Source organism: Lysinibacillus sp. NPDC096418 (genome assembly GCF_044762775.1).
Classification (GTDB): Bacteria; Bacillota; Bacilli; order Bacillales_A; family Planococcaceae; genus Lysinibacillus.
The window spans coordinates 46,583-65,993 of the sequence record NZ_JBIWEY010000026.1; the positions used below are offsets into that span (position 1 = coordinate 46,583).

At 38.6% G+C, this 19,411-nt stretch carries 19 protein-coding genes and 1 other annotated feature; of the genes, 6 read left to right on the forward strand and 13 right to left on the reverse strand.

The window, feature by feature from the left end:
* Window position 1 precedes the first annotated feature (1 nt).
* The 6 genes from cysS to ACIQZG_RS17355 all read right to left on the reverse strand — a co-directional run bounded on the left by cysS (window position 2) and on the right by ACIQZG_RS17355 (window position 6,423).
* Window positions 2-1,402: a cysteine--tRNA ligase gene (gene cysS, locus ACIQZG_RS17330; protein WP_402756722.1), complete on the reverse strand. Its 1,401-nt coding sequence runs from the start codon at window positions 1,400-1,402 to the stop codon at window positions 2-4.
* On the reverse strand, window positions 1,399-2,049 hold the full coding sequence (epsC, locus tag ACIQZG_RS17335; RefSeq protein ID WP_402756723.1) for a serine O-acetyltransferase EpsC: 651 nt from the start codon (window positions 2,047-2,049) through the stop codon (window positions 1,399-1,401). Before epsC ends, cysS begins: the two co-directional genes overlap by 4 nt.
* Before the next feature lie 105 nt (window positions 2,050-2,154).
* Window positions 2,155-2,380: a binding site (T-box leader), on the reverse strand.
* Window positions 2,381-2,429: 49 nt separating this feature from the next.
* Window positions 2,430-3,890, reverse strand: a complete 1,461-nt coding sequence (gene gltX / locus ACIQZG_RS17340; RefSeq protein WP_402756724.1) for a glutamate--tRNA ligase — start codon at window positions 3,888-3,890, stop codon at window positions 2,430-2,432.
* Window positions 3,891-4,082: 192 nt separating this feature from the next.
* The gene (ispF, locus tag ACIQZG_RS17345) at window positions 4,083-4,559 is read right to left on the reverse strand and encodes a 2-C-methyl-D-erythritol 2,4-cyclodiphosphate synthase (protein WP_402756725.1); all 477 of its coding nucleotides are present in this window, start codon (window positions 4,557-4,559) and stop codon (window positions 4,083-4,085) included.
* A complete protein-coding gene (gene ispD / locus ACIQZG_RS17350; RefSeq protein WP_402756741.1) occupies window positions 4,559-5,254 on the reverse strand; it encodes a 2-C-methyl-D-erythritol 4-phosphate cytidylyltransferase in 696 nt (231 codons plus the stop codon). Before ispD ends, ispF begins: the two co-directional genes overlap by 1 nt.
* Window positions 5,255-5,340: 86 nt before the next feature.
* Window positions 5,341-6,423, reverse strand: coding sequence for a PIN/TRAM domain-containing protein (locus ACIQZG_RS17355; protein WP_402756726.1), 1,083 nt, complete (start codon window positions 6,421-6,423; stop codon window positions 5,341-5,343).
* Between the two features lie 301 nt (window positions 6,424-6,724).
* Between ACIQZG_RS17355 and ACIQZG_RS17360 the strand changes: the two genes are divergently transcribed.
* A complete protein-coding gene (locus ACIQZG_RS17360) occupies window positions 6,725-7,378 on the forward strand; it encodes an acetate uptake transporter (protein WP_402756727.1) in 654 nt (217 codons plus the stop codon).
* Window positions 7,379-7,418: 40 nt separating this feature from the next.
* On the opposite strand, the gene radA is transcribed toward ACIQZG_RS17360, so the two are convergent.
* Entirely contained in the window at window positions 7,419-8,792 is a 1,374-nt protein-coding gene (radA, locus tag ACIQZG_RS17365) for a DNA repair protein RadA (protein WP_402756728.1), read from the reverse strand.
* A gap of 114 nt (window positions 8,793-8,906) precedes the next feature.
* On the opposite strand from radA, the gene ACIQZG_RS17370 reads away from it, so the two are divergent.
* Window positions 8,907-9,488, forward strand: a complete 582-nt coding sequence (locus ACIQZG_RS17370) for a sigma-70 family RNA polymerase sigma factor (protein ID WP_402756729.1) — start codon at window positions 8,907-8,909, stop codon at window positions 9,486-9,488.
* Entirely contained in the window at window positions 9,485-10,606 is a 1,122-nt protein-coding gene (locus ACIQZG_RS17375; RefSeq protein WP_402756730.1) for a S26 family signal peptidase, read from the forward strand. The genes ACIQZG_RS17370 and ACIQZG_RS17375 overlap by 4 nt, the downstream gene beginning before the upstream one ends.
* Window positions 10,607-10,646: 40 nt before the next feature.
* Here ACIQZG_RS17375 and ACIQZG_RS17380 read toward each other — a convergent pair whose 3' ends face one another.
* From ACIQZG_RS17380 to ACIQZG_RS17400, 5 genes are all read right to left on the reverse strand, one after another.
* Complete coding sequence (locus tag ACIQZG_RS17380; RefSeq protein ID WP_402756731.1) at window positions 10,647-13,091, reverse strand: ATP-dependent Clp protease ATP-binding subunit; 2,445 nt, start codon at window positions 13,089-13,091, stop codon at window positions 10,647-10,649.
* Window positions 13,081-14,190: a protein-arginine kinase McsB gene (gene mcsB, locus ACIQZG_RS17385; RefSeq protein ID WP_402756732.1), complete on the reverse strand. Its 1,110-nt coding sequence runs from the start codon at window positions 14,188-14,190 to the stop codon at window positions 13,081-13,083. The genes ACIQZG_RS17380 and mcsB overlap by 11 nt, the downstream gene beginning before the upstream one ends.
* Window positions 14,187-14,732 carry a UvrB/UvrC motif-containing protein gene (locus ACIQZG_RS17390; protein WP_402756733.1) on the reverse strand — a complete coding sequence of 182 codons (546 nt, stop codon included), beginning with the start codon at window positions 14,730-14,732 and terminating at the stop codon, window positions 14,187-14,189. The genes mcsB and ACIQZG_RS17390 overlap by 4 nt, the downstream gene beginning before the upstream one ends.
* Window positions 14,733-14,745: 13 nt before the next feature.
* A complete protein-coding gene (locus tag ACIQZG_RS17395) occupies window positions 14,746-15,216 on the reverse strand; it encodes a CtsR family transcriptional regulator (protein ID WP_402756734.1) in 471 nt (156 codons plus the stop codon).
* Window positions 15,217-15,404: 188 nt separating this feature from the next.
* A complete protein-coding gene (locus tag ACIQZG_RS17400; protein ID WP_402756735.1) occupies window positions 15,405-15,710 on the reverse strand; it encodes a magnetosome magnetite crystal formation protein family in 306 nt (101 codons plus the stop codon).
* A gap of 126 nt (window positions 15,711-15,836) precedes the next feature.
* Between ACIQZG_RS17400 and ACIQZG_RS17405 the strand changes: the two genes are divergently transcribed.
* Together ACIQZG_RS17405 and corA are read left to right on the forward strand one after the other, a co-directional pair.
* Window positions 15,837-16,517 (forward strand): class I SAM-dependent methyltransferase, encoded by a 681-nt coding sequence (locus ACIQZG_RS17405; RefSeq protein ID WP_402756736.1) that lies wholly within the window; start codon window positions 15,837-15,839, stop codon window positions 16,515-16,517.
* A gap of 10 nt (window positions 16,518-16,527) precedes the next feature.
* Window positions 16,528-17,490, forward strand: coding sequence for a magnesium/cobalt transporter CorA (gene corA, locus ACIQZG_RS17410; RefSeq protein WP_402756737.1), 963 nt, complete (start codon window positions 16,528-16,530; stop codon window positions 17,488-17,490).
* 39 nt (window positions 17,491-17,529) lie between these two features.
* On the opposite strand, the gene ACIQZG_RS17415 is transcribed toward corA, so the two are convergent.
* Window positions 17,530-17,739 (reverse strand): hypothetical protein, encoded by a 210-nt coding sequence (locus tag ACIQZG_RS17415; RefSeq protein WP_402756738.1) that lies wholly within the window; start codon window positions 17,737-17,739, stop codon window positions 17,530-17,532.
* 265 nt (window positions 17,740-18,004) lie between these two features.
* On the opposite strand from ACIQZG_RS17415, the gene ACIQZG_RS17420 reads away from it, so the two are divergent.
* On the forward strand, window positions 18,005-19,315 hold the full coding sequence (locus tag ACIQZG_RS17420) for a protoglobin domain-containing protein (protein WP_402756739.1): 1,311 nt from the start codon (window positions 18,005-18,007) through the stop codon (window positions 19,313-19,315).
* Window positions 19,316-19,411 lie beyond the last annotated feature (96 nt).

The following is a 19,411-nucleotide window of genomic DNA, read 5'->3' on the forward strand; positions in this document are numbered from 1 at the left end:
CTTACCCTCGTTTCCATCTAGTGCCTTGGCGTGTATCTTCTAAAATGATACCTTGCGCTTGCAAATGGTCACGGATTTCATCAGAACGAGCGAAATCACGGTTTTTACGCGCATCTACACGCTCCTGTAAAAGCGCTTCTATTTCCTCATCTAACAATTCATCTTCTTTTGCAAATTCAATACCTAAGACATCACCAAGCACTTCGAAAGTTCCTACAAATGCCGTTAATACTTTCTCATCTGTATTCGTTCCGTTTAAGTAAATGTTCGCAATACGTGCAAGTTCAAACAGCACTGAAACTGCATTTGCTGTATTAAAATCATCATCCATCGCTTCTTCAAATTGCGCTTTTTGTACAGCAATTTTTTCTAACCACTCTTCGGTATGATCACCTAGACTCGTTGTTGCTGTTAGACGATGTTTCACGTTATTATAAGCAGTGCGAATGCGTTCCAAGCCCGCTGCCGCCGCATCCACTAAGTCCTTCGCAAAGTTAATTGGGTTACGATAATGAACTGATAGCATAAAGAAACGTAACACTTGTGGGTCAATTTGTTTGCGAATGTCGTTCACAAGTACAAAATTCCCAAGAGATTTTGACATTTTTTCATTATCGATATTAATATAACCGTTGTGCATCCAATAACGTGCGAACGTTTTATCGTTATGCGCCTCTGATTGGGCAATTTCATTTTCATGGTGTGGGAATGTTAAATCTTGACCACCTGCATGAATATCAATTGTATCACCTAAATGCTCGCGCGCCATGACCGAGCACTCAATATGCCAACCAGGACGACCATTACCCCAAGGGCTCGCCCAGTAAATCTCACCAGGCTTCACCGCTTTCCATAAGGCAAAATCCAGTGCATCGTCTTTTTTCTCACCCGCTTCAATACGAGCGCCAATCTTCAAATCATCTACTGCTTGGTGTGATAATTTTCCGTAGCCGTCAAATTTACGTGTACGGTAATATACATCGCCTGCAGATTCATATGCATAACCTTTATCGATTAGAACTTTAATAAATTCAATAATATCATCCATATGCTCTGTAACGCGTGGATGCGCATCTGCTTTTTTGCATCCTAGAGCCGTAACATCTTCAAAATAAGCGGCGATAAAACGCTCTGTCAACTCATGAACTTCCTCACCTAACTCGTTTGCAGCTTTAATGATTTTATCGTCCACATCCGTAAAATTTGATACAAATTTGACGTCAAAACCTTTGTATTGCAGGTAACGACGTACTGTATCGTAGACAATGACAGGTCGTGAATTCCCGATATGAATATAGTTATATACAGTCGGACCACACACATACATTTTTACCTTACCTTCTTCTAAGGGCACAAACGCTTCTTTTTGTCTCGTTAATGTGTTAAAAATTTGTATACTCACTGCTTTTCTCTCTCCTTCTGTAAGTGTCCGATTTCTTCTTGCAAGGCTGCAATCTGTTTCTCGAAACCTTGACAACGCTCTTCAACAGGGTCAGGGATATTTTGATGGTCTAATTTTTTCTCTAAACGAACACCATCTTTCATAACGATTTTCCCAGGAATTCCAACTACCGTAGAATTAGGTGGTACTTCTTTTAGCACAACCGAACCAGCCCCAATTTTACTATTCTCACCAATTGTAATCGAACCAAGCACCTTTGCACCAGTTGCCACAAGTACATTATCCTCTAACGTTGGGTGACGTTTCCCTTTTTCTTTCCCTGTACCACCTAACGTAACACCTTGATATAATGTGACATTATCGCCGATTTCACATGTTTCACCGATGACTACACCCATACCATGGTCAATAAAGAAGCGGCGACCAATTTTGGCACCCGGGTGAATTTCAATACCTGTGAAGAAACGACTCACCTGCGAAATCACACGTGCAATAAAATAAAAACGTTTTTTAAAGAACCAGTGTGCAATACGATGCGCCCACGTAGCATGTAACCCTGAATACGTTAATACAACTTCAAGCACACTACGCGCGGCTGGGTCATTTTCAAAAATTGTCGCGACATCTTCTTTCATTCTTTTAAACACAAGTAAATCCCCCTTTTTTTGTCATGATATGCGTTGGTATAATCCGCTACATTTATTGTTTTTTTGAAAATAAAAAGCGCCTCAGCCATTTCTACTTAAAGAAATAACAGAGGCGCTATAGTTGCGCGGTTCCACTCTGATTGAAGGCATAATACGATACCTTCCACTCAAACATCCTATAACGGGGATTAACCGACAAAGCCTACTAAATGTTTCAGCTTTATGCTCAAAGGTGCATTTCCGTTTTACCTAGGCTCAGACCACTTTCAGCCGGCGATGGTCCTCTCTTTTAGAGCATGTGCCACGTACTTCTCCTTTTCAACGCTTTCTCAATGTAAATTCATTTTACAACGAAAGTACAAATTGTCAATAATTTTCTATTATTTTGCGTATTTCTCTACACGAGCAATTGTTTTTTCTTTACCGATTAGACAAATAGCATTTGGTAATTCAGGGCCGTGCGTTTCTCCTGTAGTTACAACACGGATAGGCATGAATAAACCTTTACCTTTATGACCTGTTTCTTTTTGAACAGCTTTAATAGCTGCTTTCACAGCATCCGGTGTTAATTCTTCTAAAGCCTCAAGTTGCGTTTTAAACGCCGCCATTACTTCAGGTACTTGTTCCTCAGCTAATACTGCATTCGCTGCTTCATCATATTCAATATGATCGTTGAAGAATAGGCTCGAAAGTTCCACAATTTCTGCACCAAAACTCATTTGCTCGTGGTATAGCGCGATTAAATCCGTCGCCCAAGCATGTTGCTCTACTGATAATTCTTCAGGTAGTAAACCAGCTTTTTGTAAATGAGGTAATGCTAATGCCACAACATCTTCTAGCGATAATTTTTTAATGTATTGGTTATTCATCCAAGTAAGCTTTTGTTTATCAAACATAGATGGTGATTTAGAAAGACGTTTTTCATCGAACATTTCGATGAACTGTTCTTTCGAGAAGATCTCTTCTTCACCTTCTGGAGACCAGCCCAGTAAAGCAAAGAAGTTAAACATTGCTTCTGGTAGGTAGCCAAGTTCTTTATATTGCGTTACAAATTGGATAATTGACTCATCACGTTTTGATAATTTTTTTCGATTTTCATTAATGATCAATGTCATATGACCATATCTTGGGTGTTCCCAGCCAAACGCATCAAAAATCATCATTTGTTTTGGTGTATTTGATAAATGTTCTTCACCACGGAACACGTGTGAAATCTCCATGAAATGATCGTCTAATACTACAGCATAGTTGTACGTTGGAATACCATTTGCCTTAACAAGTACCCAGTCACCCACATCTTTCGATTCAAATGATACGTGTCCACGTACTAAATCTTCAAATTCATATGTGATATTTTCAGGTACACGCATACGTATTGTGAATGCTTCACCAGCTGCCTCTTTTGCCGCTACTTCTTCAGCAGATAAATGACGACAAGTGCCATCATAAGTTGGAGCCGCAACACCACCTGCTTTTTGTTCTTCACGAGATGCTTCTAATTTTTCTGATGAACAGAAACATTTATAAGCTAAACCTTTTTCTAATAATTGTTCAGCATGCTCTTTATAAATATCTAAACGTTCCATTTGTCGATAAGGGGCATATGGTCCACCAATATCAATCGATTCATCATAATCAATACCTAACCATCTTAAGTTATCTAGCTGAGATGCTTCTCCGCCTTCTACATTACGCTCGATATCTGTATCTTCAATACGTACAATAAATTTACCATTATGATGTCTTGCATATAAATAGTTGAATAACGCTGTACGTGCCCCACCAATATGTAAGAAACCTGTTGGAGATGGCGCATAACGAACGCGAACTTCTTTCGTCATAAGTAAAAGCCTCCTAATTTTTGTTCATAATCAAATACGCCTCGGCGTATTTGCGTCCAGATTTCGGGCTCGAAACTAATCGAGTCAATTCCTTACGAAATCTGTGACATCTGCCAGAGGCTTGACTGCTCACAGTCGACTTTGTTCATTTTACCACTCCGTTATAAGAATTAAAAGCGGCGATAATCCGCTTTACTTCTTAATCAATAGAATTGTCGCCATCGACGCAATCCCTTCCTCACGACCTGTAAAGCCTAATTTCTCAGTTGTTGTTGCTTTGACATTTACTTGTGAGGGTTCTGCATTTAGTAATTCTGCAATCCGTTTTTGCATTTGCTCAATATAAGGTGCCATTTTCGGACGTTGTGCCATAATTGTGCAATCTACGTTACCAAGTACGTAGCCGCGATCCTCAACGATTTTCCAAATATGCTGAAGTAGCTTTGCCGAATCCGCATCTTTGAATGCTGGATCTGTATCCGGGAAGTGACGGCCAATATCACCCTCACCGATTGCACCAAGTGCCGCATCTGTTACTGTGTGTAATAGTACGTCTGCATCAGAGTGGCCTACTAGGCCCTTCTCATGCGGGATTGTAATGCCCCCTATAATTAATGGACGCCCCTCTTCAAAAGCATGTACATCAAACCCTTGTCCTACTCGAAACATTATTTATTTCCTCCTAACTTGCGCTTGTGTAAAATCGCTTCACCAAACACTAAGTCCTCTTTAGTAGTCATTTTAACATTTTCATAGCTACTTTCCACGATATGTACTGTATGACCAAGACGCTCAACTAACATTGCCTCATCTGTGCCAAGGAAGCCTACCTTTTCTGCGACATCCTCTGCATGAGCAATTAAATCAAATCGGAAAGCTTGTGGCGTTTGAATCATCCACAAGTTTTCACGATCAACCGTTTCCTCAATGACACCATCACGTACCTTTTTCATCGTATCCTTTGCACGAACACCTGCAATTGCAGCTCCATTATCATGCGCACTTTGTACAAGATTTGCAATAATATCATGCGTGATAAATGGACGCGCCGCATCATGCACAAGCACAATAGCGACCTGATCCATCTCCTTCATGCAAGAATGGACAGAATGCTGACGCTCAGCACCCCCATCCGGTAAGCCCTTCACCTTTGAAATACCATAATTCGCAAGCAATTCCTGGATAAATCCACGCTCCTCTGGCTTTACGGCAAGCCAAATACCTGTGCAGTTATGATCCTGCTCAAACACTTCGAGTGTGTGAATTAAAATCGGTTTTTCTAATAACTTCAAAAACAATTTATTTTGCCCTGCACCCATACGTTTCCCGCTTCCAGCAGCAGGTAGCACTACTTCATATTGCAATCTATTCACTTCCTATATCAAATTCGACATGATGTGAATGCTGCTAACCCTTCGTTTTTACGCAGCAACTGTATACTCAGATAACATCAATCCCCTTTTGGCTTCGCAAAAATCATTCGACCTGCAGATGTTTGGAGAACGCTCGTTACAGTAACTGTAATTGCCTGTCCGATATAACCCCGACCACCTTCTACAACAATCATCGTGCCATCGTCCAAGTAAGCAACACCTTGGTTGTGCTCTTTACCCTCTTTAATAACAACAATCTGCATATCTTCACCAGGAATAACGACAGGTTTAACTGCATTTGCTAAATCATTAATGTTCAATACTTTTACCTGATGTAACTCACATACTTTATTTAAGTTAAAGTCATTCGTAACGATTTGCGTATCATTGCCCATTTTTTTCGCTAGGCGTACAAGTTTTAAATCAACTTCTTGCACATCTTCGAAATCTTCCTCGGTAATTTCAACCTTTGTCATCCGTTCATCCTGTAGCTTTTTTAGAATATCTAAGCCACGTCGTCCCCTCGTACGTTTTAACGTATCTGAAGAATCAGCAATGTGCTGTAGTTCCGTTAGCACGAACTGCGGTACGACTAGTGCACCTTCGATAAATCCTGTTTGGGAAATATCCGCTATACGCCCGTCTATTATGACGCTTGTGTCTAGCAGCTTATAACTTCCTTGAACTTCAATTGACTCATTAATTTTTTTCTTAGCACTACCACGTAGTGTAAATAGCTGTAATAACTCATCACGCTTTTTAAAGCCTACACGGAAGCCCAAATAACCTAAAACAAACGACATTATAATTGGTACAACTTTTGTGATGCTCGTAAGGAATGATAGCTGAATACTTTCAATCGCAAATCCAAAGAAATACGCCACAATCAATCCAATGATCAAGCCAAGTGTACCAAATAGTAAATCACCTACTGGGACTTTAAAAAGAACTTCTTCCAACCAGCTTATAAGCTTTACAAAATAATCCGAAACGGCAAATGATAATGTGAACAATAAAAGTGCCCCTAAAGCTACTGATACATAAGGATTATCAAGCCATGGATTAGATGATAAATGAAGTAATTCGTATAATGGCGGTAAGAAGACGAGACCTAAAGCTCCTCCAATCAATAAAAAGGCAATTTGAATAAACTTTTTCATAAACTTTCACCTCCTAAGTATAGAGTTTATTATACAATAGCTTCCCTAGAAATTCGCTTCACAAGCCCATTACAAATTTATAAGGTATTATGCACCCTTAAGATATTTTGTTTCTATTATCTTCGATTTCCTCACTAATTCCCTTGAATGAACGTAGCGAGAAATGTGTTAAATATGCATATTTCCCCCTCATCCATCTCGTAATTCTAGTCAAAAAATAACACACTATAGTTACTAACTAGGAGATAGTATAAACTCTACTTATTCGAGAAAAATTATATCATTAGATAGGAGAAACATCATGACTCAAACGCATCATGTGAAAATGACTACAGCAGATCCATCAGCTATAGGATTATTCGGACTAGCAATTGTTACATTTATTGCTTCAACTCAAAAGCTTGGTTGGACAGAAGGATTAGGATTGGTTATTCCCTGGGCAATTTTCTTAGGTGGTATTGCACAATTTTATGCTTCTGTTTTAGACGCGAAGCATAACAACACATTTGGCACAACTGCTTTCGGGGCATACGGGTTATTTTGGATGGGTGTTGCAATGACTTGGTTTGTACAGGCAGGTTTATTTGGAGAAACGCTCCAGGCTAGTGCGGACATACGTCAATTAGGCGTTGTTTATTTAGGCTACTTAATCTTCACGGTATTTATGACGGTTGGAGCTCTAGAAACAAACAAAGTATTATTCTCTATTTTCTTTTTAATTAATTTATTATTCATTGGATTAGCATTAAGCTCGTTTGGCATTATGGAACATGGCATGCATTTACTAGCTGCTTATGCTGAGTTAGCTATTGCCTTATTATCATTTTACGGTGCAGGAGCAAATGTATTAAATAAACACTTCGGCTTTGAATTCCTGCCACTCGGCAAACCATTTGGCTTAATTACAAAAGAAAGTATACAAAAAGGGCATTCTACACAAGCCGTTCATAAGTGATGCAAAAGAGGTGTTGCCATTACGGCGACACCTCTTTTTATTAATCGCGAAAACTCATATTTAACGCATCTTTAATTGTCTCGACACCAACAACCTCAATACCTTGTGGGAAATCCCAGCCGCCAATGTTAGAAGACGGAATAAATACACGCTTAAACCCTAGCTTTGCCGCTTCAATCACTCGCTGTTCAATGCGTGAAACCCTACGCACTTCTCCTGTTAACCCTACTTCCCCTACAAAACAGTCCGTAGCACGTACTGCCTGATCTTTGAAACTCGAGACAATGCTCGTTAATACCGCAAGATCGATTGCTGGCTCGTCTAGTTTTACACCACCCGCTACTTTAATATACGCATCTTGTGCTTGTAACATGAGACCCATCCTTTTTTCTAACACAGCCATTAGCAATTGCACACGGTTTTGATCTACCCCCGTCGCCATTCGCTTTGGATAATTAAAGCTAGTCGGCGTAACTAGGGATTGAATTTCTACTAGAATCGGTCGTGTCCCCTCCATCGATGCGACAATTGTTGAGCCTGCCGCTCCTTGTGAACGCTCCTGTAAAAATAGCTCAGATGGATTTAATACTTCCTTCAGACCACCTTGTAGCATCTCAAAAATTGCAATTTCATTTGTCGAGCCAAAACGGTTTTTCTGACTACGTAAAATACGATGATTATGATGGCGTTCTCCTTCAAAATATAAAACTGTATCTACCATATGTTCTAAAATTCGCGGGCCAGCAATTTGTCCTTCCTTCGTCACGTGACCAACTAAGAAAATTGCAATCCCTTTTGTTTTAGCAATACGCATAAGTTCTGCTGTACATTCGCGCACTTGTGATACACTGCCCGGCGCACTTGTCACCTCCGGATGGAAAACAGTTTGAATGGAGTCCACAATAACAAACTTTGGTTTTACATCCTCGATTGTTTGATTTAAAAACTCTAAATTCGTTTCTGAATAAATATAAAGTTCTTGCGACATTACTCCTAAACGTTCAGCACGTAGCTTCGTTTGACGGATTGATTCTTCCCCAGAAATATATAACACACGATGTCCTTTATTTGAAAGCAGCGCTGATACTTGTAATAACAAAGTCGATTTCCCGATACCTGGATCTCCACCGATTAACACAAGAGAGCCCGGCACAATACCCCCACCTAACACGCGGTTCAATTCGCCCATCTCTGTTGCAACTCGTGGTTCCTCTGCCGCTTCTATTTGCATAATTGGCAATGCTTTTTGTGTAACAGTTGCTGAATGCTGGAATGCCCCACGTGGTCCTTTCGCTACCATCTCTACTTCTTCCACCATCTTGTTCCACTCACCACAGCCTGGACATCTTCCCATCCATTTAGCTGACTCATAGCCACAGCCTGAGCATACAAACTTCGTTTTTTTCTTCGCCATATGTTCGTCTCCTCGAATATCTGTTCTTATTATTGTACATGAAAAATAAAAATCCACCTACTTATTTCCTCTAAAGCAATCGCATTTAATCCATTGAAAAATTCTAGAATAATTTTGAAACTATTTAACAATTTTTCCGTCTATACAGTACAATTTCATCAACTATTAGAGAAGGAAAGGATTGAATCTGACTTGCATGACTTCGACAAAATAATGGACGAGCATAGCAAACACCTACTTCGCATTGCTTATTTATACGTGAAGAATTGGGATACAGCTGAAGATATCGTCCAAGAAGTTTTCATCAAACACTTTCTGCAAGCACGACAGTTTGAAGGACGTGCATCACTAAAAACATATTTAACTGTTATGACCGCCAATAAATCTAAAGATTACTTACGTTCTTGGCAACATAAAAGAAACATACTGGTTAGTAATCTATTCTCAAGCATCAAAGGAATAGATACTACCTTACAACAACAAGAAGAGCACCTTTCCTTACACAAGGCCATTTTTAAACTACCCATTAAATACCGCGAGCCCTTAATACTTTTCTATTACGACGAACAATCCATTAACGAGATTGCCTCGTTCTTAAAATTAAATGAAAACACGGTCAAAACAAGACTCCGCCGTGCAAAACATCACCTTAAACAATTTATGGAAGAATCTGATTTAGGAGGTACCTACGAATGAATCATCTAAAAGATAAGTTAGATGCCATGATGAACGACACAACAGAGTACGAAAACCGAGTAAAAGTGAAAGTACATAATAAGCTTACTACTAATAAAAAAACAAAAAAAGGATGGCATATGCCAATTATTAGCGTAGCTAGTATAGCCGTTTGTGCTCTATTGCTTTTCACATCTGGTGAAAAACAACAACCAAGTACAACTAATGTAGCGGAGCCCTTAACCTCATCTGTTGTTAATAATATGGATATCTCTACAATTTATAAAAACTATCAGCTTTCAAACATTGATACAAATGTTCTTGCTGAACTACCAGAACTAACACACCTAACATCACTGCAATACGTAGAAGCAGATACATTCACTCTTCCAAATAAGCACAGCACTCATCAATCCGTAATTGAACGAATGCCAGACCTTGATAATCTAGATGCTTTTTACACAAAGGGTTCTATTGTTCGTATCATTGGTGAAAACGTACAACAAGTTAACAACACTTACTACACTTTAGTAGGATTACCTGGAGATACTGTTGAAATTACAGACAACCAAATTTTTATTAACGGCGAACTTTGGCATTCCGATTTACTGACAACCTATAACGAGCAAGGGAATATTTTACGTAATGTTTCAAAACAACTATTAAAGAATTATCAATACTTCATGATTAATCGCTTCCCGACACCAAATACACCACAAATCGCATACATTGCAGATCCACGTTTCATTTTTGGTAAAGTAGTCGGTACAATTCCAAGTGACAGCAATCATTCACTTTATTCGACACCCTCACTTATCACAGAGATGGGTGATCTCTTACAGGTAACGGCAAATACCAATTATGGTCCAGAAGCTTATTTTGACTATTATCTTTTTTCTCTATTAAAAGAGCATACGTCTATCGTAACACGCCTATCCTCAGAGGACGTTCGGAAACAATTATTGCAACATGAGAAATGGTACTTATTTTTCAGTTTCGCCGCATTTCGAACAGTTGAATACGTTTCTCTTACAGAGGCTTATATTGTTTACAAAATACCAGGAACAGTTGAAAAACGTTTTTTAATGACGCAATATCCCGATTCAACTGTATGGCAAGTTGATACTGTTCCACATTAAAAAAGACAGCGAGGCTCAAAGGCCAAGCTGTCTTTTTTAATTATTTTGAAAGCGTTACTTGCTCTTTTTTATTCACAACAAATTCATCATTTATAAAATCAATGACAACATTGTTCCCCTTCTCAACATTACCTTTAAGCAGTTCTTCCGATAGACGGTCTTCTACTTGTTTTTGTAATGCGCGACGGATTGGGCGTGCACCGTATTGCGGATCATAGCCTTCATCTGCGATTTTCTCAAGCGCAGCATCTGTCAATTCTAAAGAAATGTCTTGTTCTTTTAGACGTTTTGTTAAAGCACTCGCCATCATTGCAACGATTTCCTTTAAGTGACCCTTTTCTAACGAATGGAATACAATCATTTCATCGATACGGTTTAAGAATTCTGGGCGGAATGCTTTTTTCAATTCCTCAAGCATTGTACCCTTCATATCTTTATGCTTAGAATCTACGCCACCAATATTGAAGCCCAGGTTTTTTTGGTATTTCAATGCATCCGCACCAACGTTTGAAGTCATAATAACAACCGTATTGCGGAAATCTACTACACGACCTTTAGAGTCTGTTAATCGACCATCTTCAAGTACTTGTAGCAAGATATTGAAAACATCTGGGTGGGCCTTTTCAATTTCATCAAGTAATACAACTGAATATGGCTTACGTCGAACTTTCTCTGTTAGTTGACCACCATCATCAAATCCTACATAACCAGGAGGTGAACCGACTAAACGTGAAGTCGAATGCTTTTCCATGTATTCAGACATATCGACGCGAATCATCGCATCCTCGTCTCCGAACATAACCTCCGCTAATGCACGAGCAAGTTCAGTTTTACCAACACCAGTAGGACCTAAGAATATGAATGAACCGATTGGACGTTTTGGATCTTTTAAGCCCGCTCTTGCACGACGAATTGCACGAGAAATTGCAACTACCGCTTCATCTTGACCTACGACACGTTTGTGTAATTCTTCTTCAAGTTGTAATAACTTTGCTGATTCTTCGTGTGCAATTTTCGATACTGGAATTCCAGTCCACATCGACACTACCGCTGCGACATCATCAACTGTCACTTTAGATTCAGCTTTACCTTGTTCTTCTTTCCACATTTTGCGCGTTGCTTCAATTTCATCTTTTAACTTTTGTTCTGTATCTCTAAGAGAAGCAGCTTTTTCAAATTCCTGACTTGAAACAGATGCATTTTTCTCAGAGCGAATATTCTCTAGTTTATCTTCAAGTGCTTTTAAGTTTGGTGGTGTAGCAAATGAACGTAAGCGTACTTTTGAACCTGCTTCGTCGATTAAATCGATTGCTTTATCCGGCAAGAAGCGGTCTGAAATATAACGATCTCCCATTTTCGCAGCTGCTTCGATAGCTTCATCTGTAATTTTCACACGGTGATGTGCTTCATAGCGATCACGTAAACCATGAATGATTTGAATAGCTTCTTCAACAGTCGGTTCATCGACTTGGATTGGTTGGAAACGGCGCTCTAAAGCCGCATCTTTTTCGATGTATTTTCGATATTCATCCAATGTAGTTGCACCGATACATTGCAGTTCACCACGTGCTAAAGACGGTTTTAAAATATTTGAAGCGTCAATCGCACCTTCTGCACCACCTGCACCAATTAATGTATGCAGCTCATCGATGAATAAAATAACGTTTCCAGCTTGACGAATTTCGTCCATTACTTTTTTCAGACGGTCCTCAAACTCACCACGATATTTCGTACCAGCAACAACCGTCCCCATATCCAGGGTCATCACTCGTTTATCACGTAGGATTTCTGGCACTTCGTTGTTGATGATTTGTTGCGCTAAACCTTCAGCGATAGCTGTTTTACCTACACCAGGTTCACCAATTAATACAGGGTTATTTTTTGTACGACGTGATAGCACTTCGATAACACGTGTAATTTCCTTGCTACGTCCAATAACTGGATCTAGAGTACCTTCGCGTGCAATTTGCGTTAAATCACGTGCTAGACTATCCAGTGTCGGTGTATTGGCAGCTTGAGTAGCCTGTTGCCCACTTTGTGAACTATCGTTATTACCTAGTAGTAATAATACTTGTTGACGCGCTTTATTTAGTCCTACACCTGCATTATTTAATACACGTGCTGCGATGCCCTCACCCTCGCGAATTAACGCTAATAATAAATGTTCTGTACCAATATATGAATGACCTAGTTTACGTGACTCATCTACTGATAGCTCAATTACTTTTTTTGCTCGTGGTGTATAATGAACAATCGGACCAACATCCTCTTTACCTTTACCTACTAATTCTTCAATACCTGCTTCAATCATTTGTGGGCTAATGTCGATAGCTTCTAAAGCTTTCGCTGCAATACCGCCACCTTCACGAATAAGCCCTAATAAAATATGCTCAGTTCCAATTGATTCGTGTTTCCAACGAATAGCTTCTTCTTGCGCAAGTTGTAATACCTTTTGTGCACGTTGTGTAAACCGATTAAACATCATATGAATCCTCTCCCTTTCCCCTTATCATAGACTTACTCAATTTTTCTTCTGATAATGTCTCGCGGAGCATCTTCGCTCGCACTCGATCACGCTCGGTAGGTTGCAATGTTTCACCTGCATAATGTTGTAAAAAACCTGGTTGCATACTAACAATACATTCATTCATTGTAGCCGCTGTTACATGGTTTATTAATTGCAGATCAATGCCTAATCGAACATTAGATAAGCATGTGGCAGCTTCTTCACTCGTCAATATCCGTGCATTTGTTAAAGTCCCTAAGGCACGATAAATACGATCCTCTAATGCAAGCCCTGCCTTATCCATTAGCTTGCTTCTCGCTTGTCGTTCTTTTTGAATAATTTTTTCAGCGACACTTTGAATATCAGCTAATATGTCATCCTCTGTTTTCCCTAGTGTAATCTGATTTGACACTTGGTAAACATTCCCTAAGTTTTCGCTACCTTCACCATAAATTCCTCTAACCGTCATTCCTAATCGCGTCATCGCATTTATGATTTGATTCATTTGACCTGTTAGCGTTAGAGCTGGGAGATGCATCATCACAGACGCCCGCAGCCCCGTTCCTATATTTGTAGGACAGCTTGTTAAATATCCAAAATCATTTCGGAAAGCATATGGCAAAGCAACTTCTAAAGCTCTATCCACTTTATTTGCCTGCTCATATGCCTTTTGCAATTGAAAGCTTGCCGTCATACATTGAATGCGTAAATGATCCTCTTCGTTCACCATTATGCTTATTGATTCATCTGACGATAATAAAACTGATCCTACTACTTCTTTACTTGCTAACTGTGGACTTATCAAATGTTTCTCCACAAGTATTTGGCGTTGTAAATGCGATAAATCCTTGATGGAAAAATAAGAGAAGATTTCCTCCAACTTTGTACTATCTTGAATGGCATGTGTCACAGCTTGCTCGACTTGTAACGCTTCGTCTTCTGAAAATGCTAGAGGAAAACGATAACCATCTAAATTGCGTGCTAGACGAATTCTAGTACTAATGACAATATCTGAATAGCTATCTTCTACATGCATCCAATCAGGTGTTGCACGCTCTAAAAAGCGTTCGATTGTCACGACACATCACCCCCTTCAAGTTGTAGCTGTTTTTCAATTTCCCTTGCTTCATCACGAAGTTTTGCCGCTTCTTCAAATTGTTCTTCATCAACGGCTACTTTCATACGTTTACGAATATCTTCAATTTGTTTTTTTAAGACAAAAATATTACTTCTTGATCCTGGCATTTTGCCAATATGCTGTGCCCCTGCTTGAATACGATTAAAAAGCTTTGGTAAATGCTCTTCAAACGTATCGTAACAATTAGAACATCCAAATTTTCCTTCTTTTAAAAATTGTTTATACGTAAATCCACATTGTGAACATGTCTGTATCTGAGGTTGTGTTTGCTGCTTTTCGTCTACTTTTTGCTGCCATGTCGGAGAGCCGAACCAATTGGATAATAATTGCTGAATCGATACTGGTTCTTGCTTAAACTCTGCATGAAATGGATGAAATTGCGATGCGCAGACGTCACAATAATGATGCTCAACTTTTTGACCATTCTGAACTTGTGTTACGGTTACAGTAGCATTTCGCTGCTTGCAATGTTCGCAAATCATCTCCATCACCTCTTTACTTTTGCTTCTCGTATTTAATCGTCGTCAACATCGCACGCATAATTTTTGCACGTATGATATCTCTTAACGGTAATTGTAAGTCCAACGTCGAACGATCTACCGCCGCTAATATTAATTTCGCCTCTCGCTTTGAAATTACCTGCTCGTCAATTAAGCGATAAACTAAATCTTCAGCCTTCGTTTGCGATGTACCGCCTTCAATTTGATATAGCACTTCATCAATCAAATCAATTTGTGAGTTTGCACGGACACGTAAAATTCGAATGTATCCTCCACCGCCACGCTTACTTTCCACTAAATAACCACGCTCGGCTGTAAATCGTGTATTAATAACATAGTTTATTTGTGAAGGCACACATTGGAACTTTTCAGCTATTTCACTGCGCTTTATTTCAATATGCCCTTCTCCGCCTAATTCGAGTACTTGTTTTAAATAACCTTCTATGATGTCTGAGATATTACGCATTTTAAGAATCCACCTCGTTCACGTCATTGACTTTGACTATCTTTGACTATATTATACAAAACGCTAGAAAATAAATGCAATTGATACGCATATAGAAATGTTGAAAAGCTTATTTACTTACTTTACCCTCTTTAACAATAAAAAAAACGCAAGTATATGCTCTTAGCATATACTTGCGCCTATACATATTATACCCATCGACCAACAATTGGATAACGCCATGGTTCGTCAGATAAGGCCTTCACAATTCCGATGATTGGTACGATAAAAGTCATAAGCCCGAAAATCAGTAAGAATGGTAAACCAATTAAAATGAAGCTTAAAATTCCTGCAATCGCAATTAATACCCACATTACGATTTGGAATAACAAGGCTTGCACAGAAAAACTTTTTACTTCTTCATCATGACTAATAATAAAAAATAAAATAGGTATTAGAAATGGTGCAAAAAATGCACTAGCATGTATGATAACTTTAGACCATTTTGTTTCCAATTAAATCAACCGTCCCTTTTTATAAATTGTTTTTATTTATACTAATGTTTACGGTACTATACTCAAAAAAGTTTCGAATTTATCCGGTTTTTATCAAAAAAATTATGGAAAGGCTTGTGATAGATGATGAAATTCAACACTGAACTAGCGACAGAATACGAAAAAGGGATTCGTCGTACCTTACCAAGTTATGATGCAATGCTGCGCTTAACACAAACTTTTTTCCAATCAGCCCTTCCCGATGAAGCAAAATTTATAGTAGTGGGTGCAGGCAGTGGTAATGAAATTTCACTACTAGCCGAACAAAAACCACTTTGGTCTTTTGTTGGGATAGACCCAGCTGAAGCAATGCTACACTTTGCAATGGAACGTTTAAAACCTTTACCAAACAACATTACGTTACTACACGGAACTTTGCTTGAAACAGAGTTACCGGTCACTCAATTTGATGCTGCGAGCTGTATACTCGTCCTTCACTTTATCGAAACCTATGACGAAAAGCTTGCCACATTAAAAACGATTGCTCAAAATTTAAACCCAGGCGCACCTTTTGTACTCGTATCTAAATACGGACAGCTAGGTTCTGCTGAAACAGAACTACAATTTGATTTATGGCGAGCTTATTGGCTACAACATACAAAACTAACTTCAGCACAAGTAAGCGACATGGAACAGTCCATTCGTGCGCTTTCCTTTATGCGTGAAGAGGATATTCTAACTTTGCTAAAGGAAGCAGGATTTACGAGTCCATCAAGATTTTTTGCAACAACATTATTCGGAGGTTGGATTTGCCATAAACAAAATTGAGGTGAGCTGAATGTTACATACGATAGGCATCACGAAAAACCAGCAACTCGTAAAAGGATTCTCCCTTGAAAATATTAAAGATCATCAATTTGAATGGTACTGGGTTGATTTTAATTATCCCACAGTTGAGGAGGAATTATTACTCGATACATTTTTCCACTTTCACCCACTGGCTATTGAGGACTGTTTAATGCGCCTACAACGACCGAAGCTAGATTTTTATGATGATTACTATTTCTTTGTCATCCATAAATTAAATGAAGATACGCTCGAAGCTGAAGAAGTAAATATTTTCGTATCTGATAAATTTATTGTGACATTCCATAAAAACGAAGCTTCTGAAATAAAAAAGGTACAAAAGTTTTTAGAAAGTCAACCGAAGTATTGGGAACGAGGTACCGTTTACCTCACGTATCAAATTATCGATAAAATTGTCGACAGCTACTTCCCGCTCGTCTATAAAATTGAAGATCATTTGAATGTACTCGAGGATGCACTGACGTATCAAAGTAGTGTCAACGCAATGCAGGATGTATTCGATTTCCGCAGTGATCTATTACATTTAAGGCGCACAATCTTACCGATGCGAGATTTGTTGTATCGCGTACTCAGCTCTTATCGCTTTTCACTAAAAAAACCTGAACGTGCGTACTTTGGAGATATTCACGATCATTTAGTGAAGCTGACAGAAATGGTCGAATCAAACCGCGAACTTACGGCCGACATGCGTGATAGTTATATGGCAATGAGTTCTAGCCGTATGAACGGCATTATGATGACTTTAACGATTGTCTCGACAATTTTCATACCCCTGACATTTATCGCAGGTGTCTACGGTATGAACTTTGATAATATGCCCGAATTGCATGGCAAATACAGCTACTTTATCGTATTAGGCGTTATGATTCTTATAGGTGTATTCATGCTTTCGTTCTTTAAATACAAGGGCTGGTTCAAATTGTTTAAACCATAATTAAAAGCAGCCACATTTTTGTGACTGCTTTTTCACATTTTAACGGGGCCAATGGTCGTCCACTTTATTTTCACCTTGTTGTGGAAATAAAAAGTATGCCAACACACCTGATAGTAACGTTGCCCCAATTGTAATTAATATTCGATCTAAGCTTGGCACTTCGGCATAATATTTATCTATCATAAACATAGCTGAAACAGCGACGATCACCATGACAGGAATCACAAATTTAAAGCGCTTCTTTTCCATAGGACATCTCCTCTCTTAACACTTTAACAGGTTATACTGAATTCTATTATTTATTATAACACCCAAAATATACAATCGTTTGTTTATGAAAATAGTTTTATCTCTCTATAAAAATATAGGAATTTGTTAAATTATTAACCAAAAACAATTCAAAAGATAGTAGAATAGATTAAATGACAGATATTTCGACAGATTCAAAAATTGCAATATAAACTATTAAATCTATATACACTTACTCAGATTCAAACAGAATGGAGCAAACAGAATGGGTTGGTTTACAAAGCAGAACAATAGTAATTTCTCAATTACATTAACACCCGAGTCATACAAACATAAAGTGCAATTAGATGTTTCAAGTTATCCTAAATTACAAATGCAATTACAATTGTTAAATTTAACGACAGAAGACTTAGCAATCATTAAACAACTTCAGCCTTTGGCAAAAGATTTAATTCCAGAAATGGTTAATCAGTTTTATAGCGCTATAAGTCTAAGCCCAGGCCTACTAGATATTATTCATAGAACATCACAAATCGATCGTTTAAAAATTACTTTACATAAACATCTAAGTGATATTTTTGAAAGTCAAATTAATAAGGACTATATTCAAGAACGTCAAGCAATTGCTGAAACACATGTCCGAATAGGGTTGCAGTCAAAATGGTATATTGCATCGTTCCAGTCATTAATGTCGACGTTTTCTAACTTTGCGAATTCATTAGATATTTCTAAAGAAGATGCCCTTTATGCAATTAATTCTTTTTCAAAAATTATTAACTTCGAGCAGCAACTCGTTATCGAAGCTTACGAAAAGGAAGAAGAACGTATACGCACAGTAGCTGACAATACTAAATTTGCCCTTGTAACAACGATTCAAAGTACTGCCCAAGAGCTAAATGCGATTAGTGAAGAAACATCTTCATCACTACAAGTAATCTCTGCTCAAACAGATGATATTGCTACGGCGACACAACAAGGCTTAAACTTCGTTGCTGATACACAAGAAAAGTCTAAAAGAGGTCAAAATCATCTACAAGAACAAAATGAACTAATGCGCATTATTTTACAAAGTGTAAATGGTCTTGAAGTAACAATGAATCAATTGCGTTCTTCTTCGCAAAAAATTTCCGAAATCGTCGGACTTGTCACTAGTATTGCCGACCAAACAAACTTATTAGCATTGAATGCATCCATTGAAGCTGCACGAGCTGGTGAACATGGGAAAGGTTTCGCTGTCGTAGCAGAGGAAGTTCGTAAATTAGCAGAGGAAACTAAAAATGCGGTACAAAATGTTTCACATCTTATTAAAGAGACGGAAGTAAACATTACAACAATGGCCAGCTCTGTAACAAATGTCGATCAAAAAATACAACATAGCGTTGATACACAAGCAAGCCTTTCAAAATCGTTTAATGATATCGCAGACGCAGTCGCTGGTATCCAACAACAATATGTTCATACAGCAAAGGACATTTCAGAAATCTCTCATTTAATTACCGAGCTTTCTCAAGGGGCTGCGCTTGTTTCTTCATCTTCTGATTCACTTATTGAAGTCGTAAATGAATTAAATATATAATAAATCGAGTAGGAGGGAGCGACTAACTCCCGTCCTCTCACACCACCGTACGTACGGATCCGTATACGGCGGTTCCATGAAGTCTGACGGACAGCG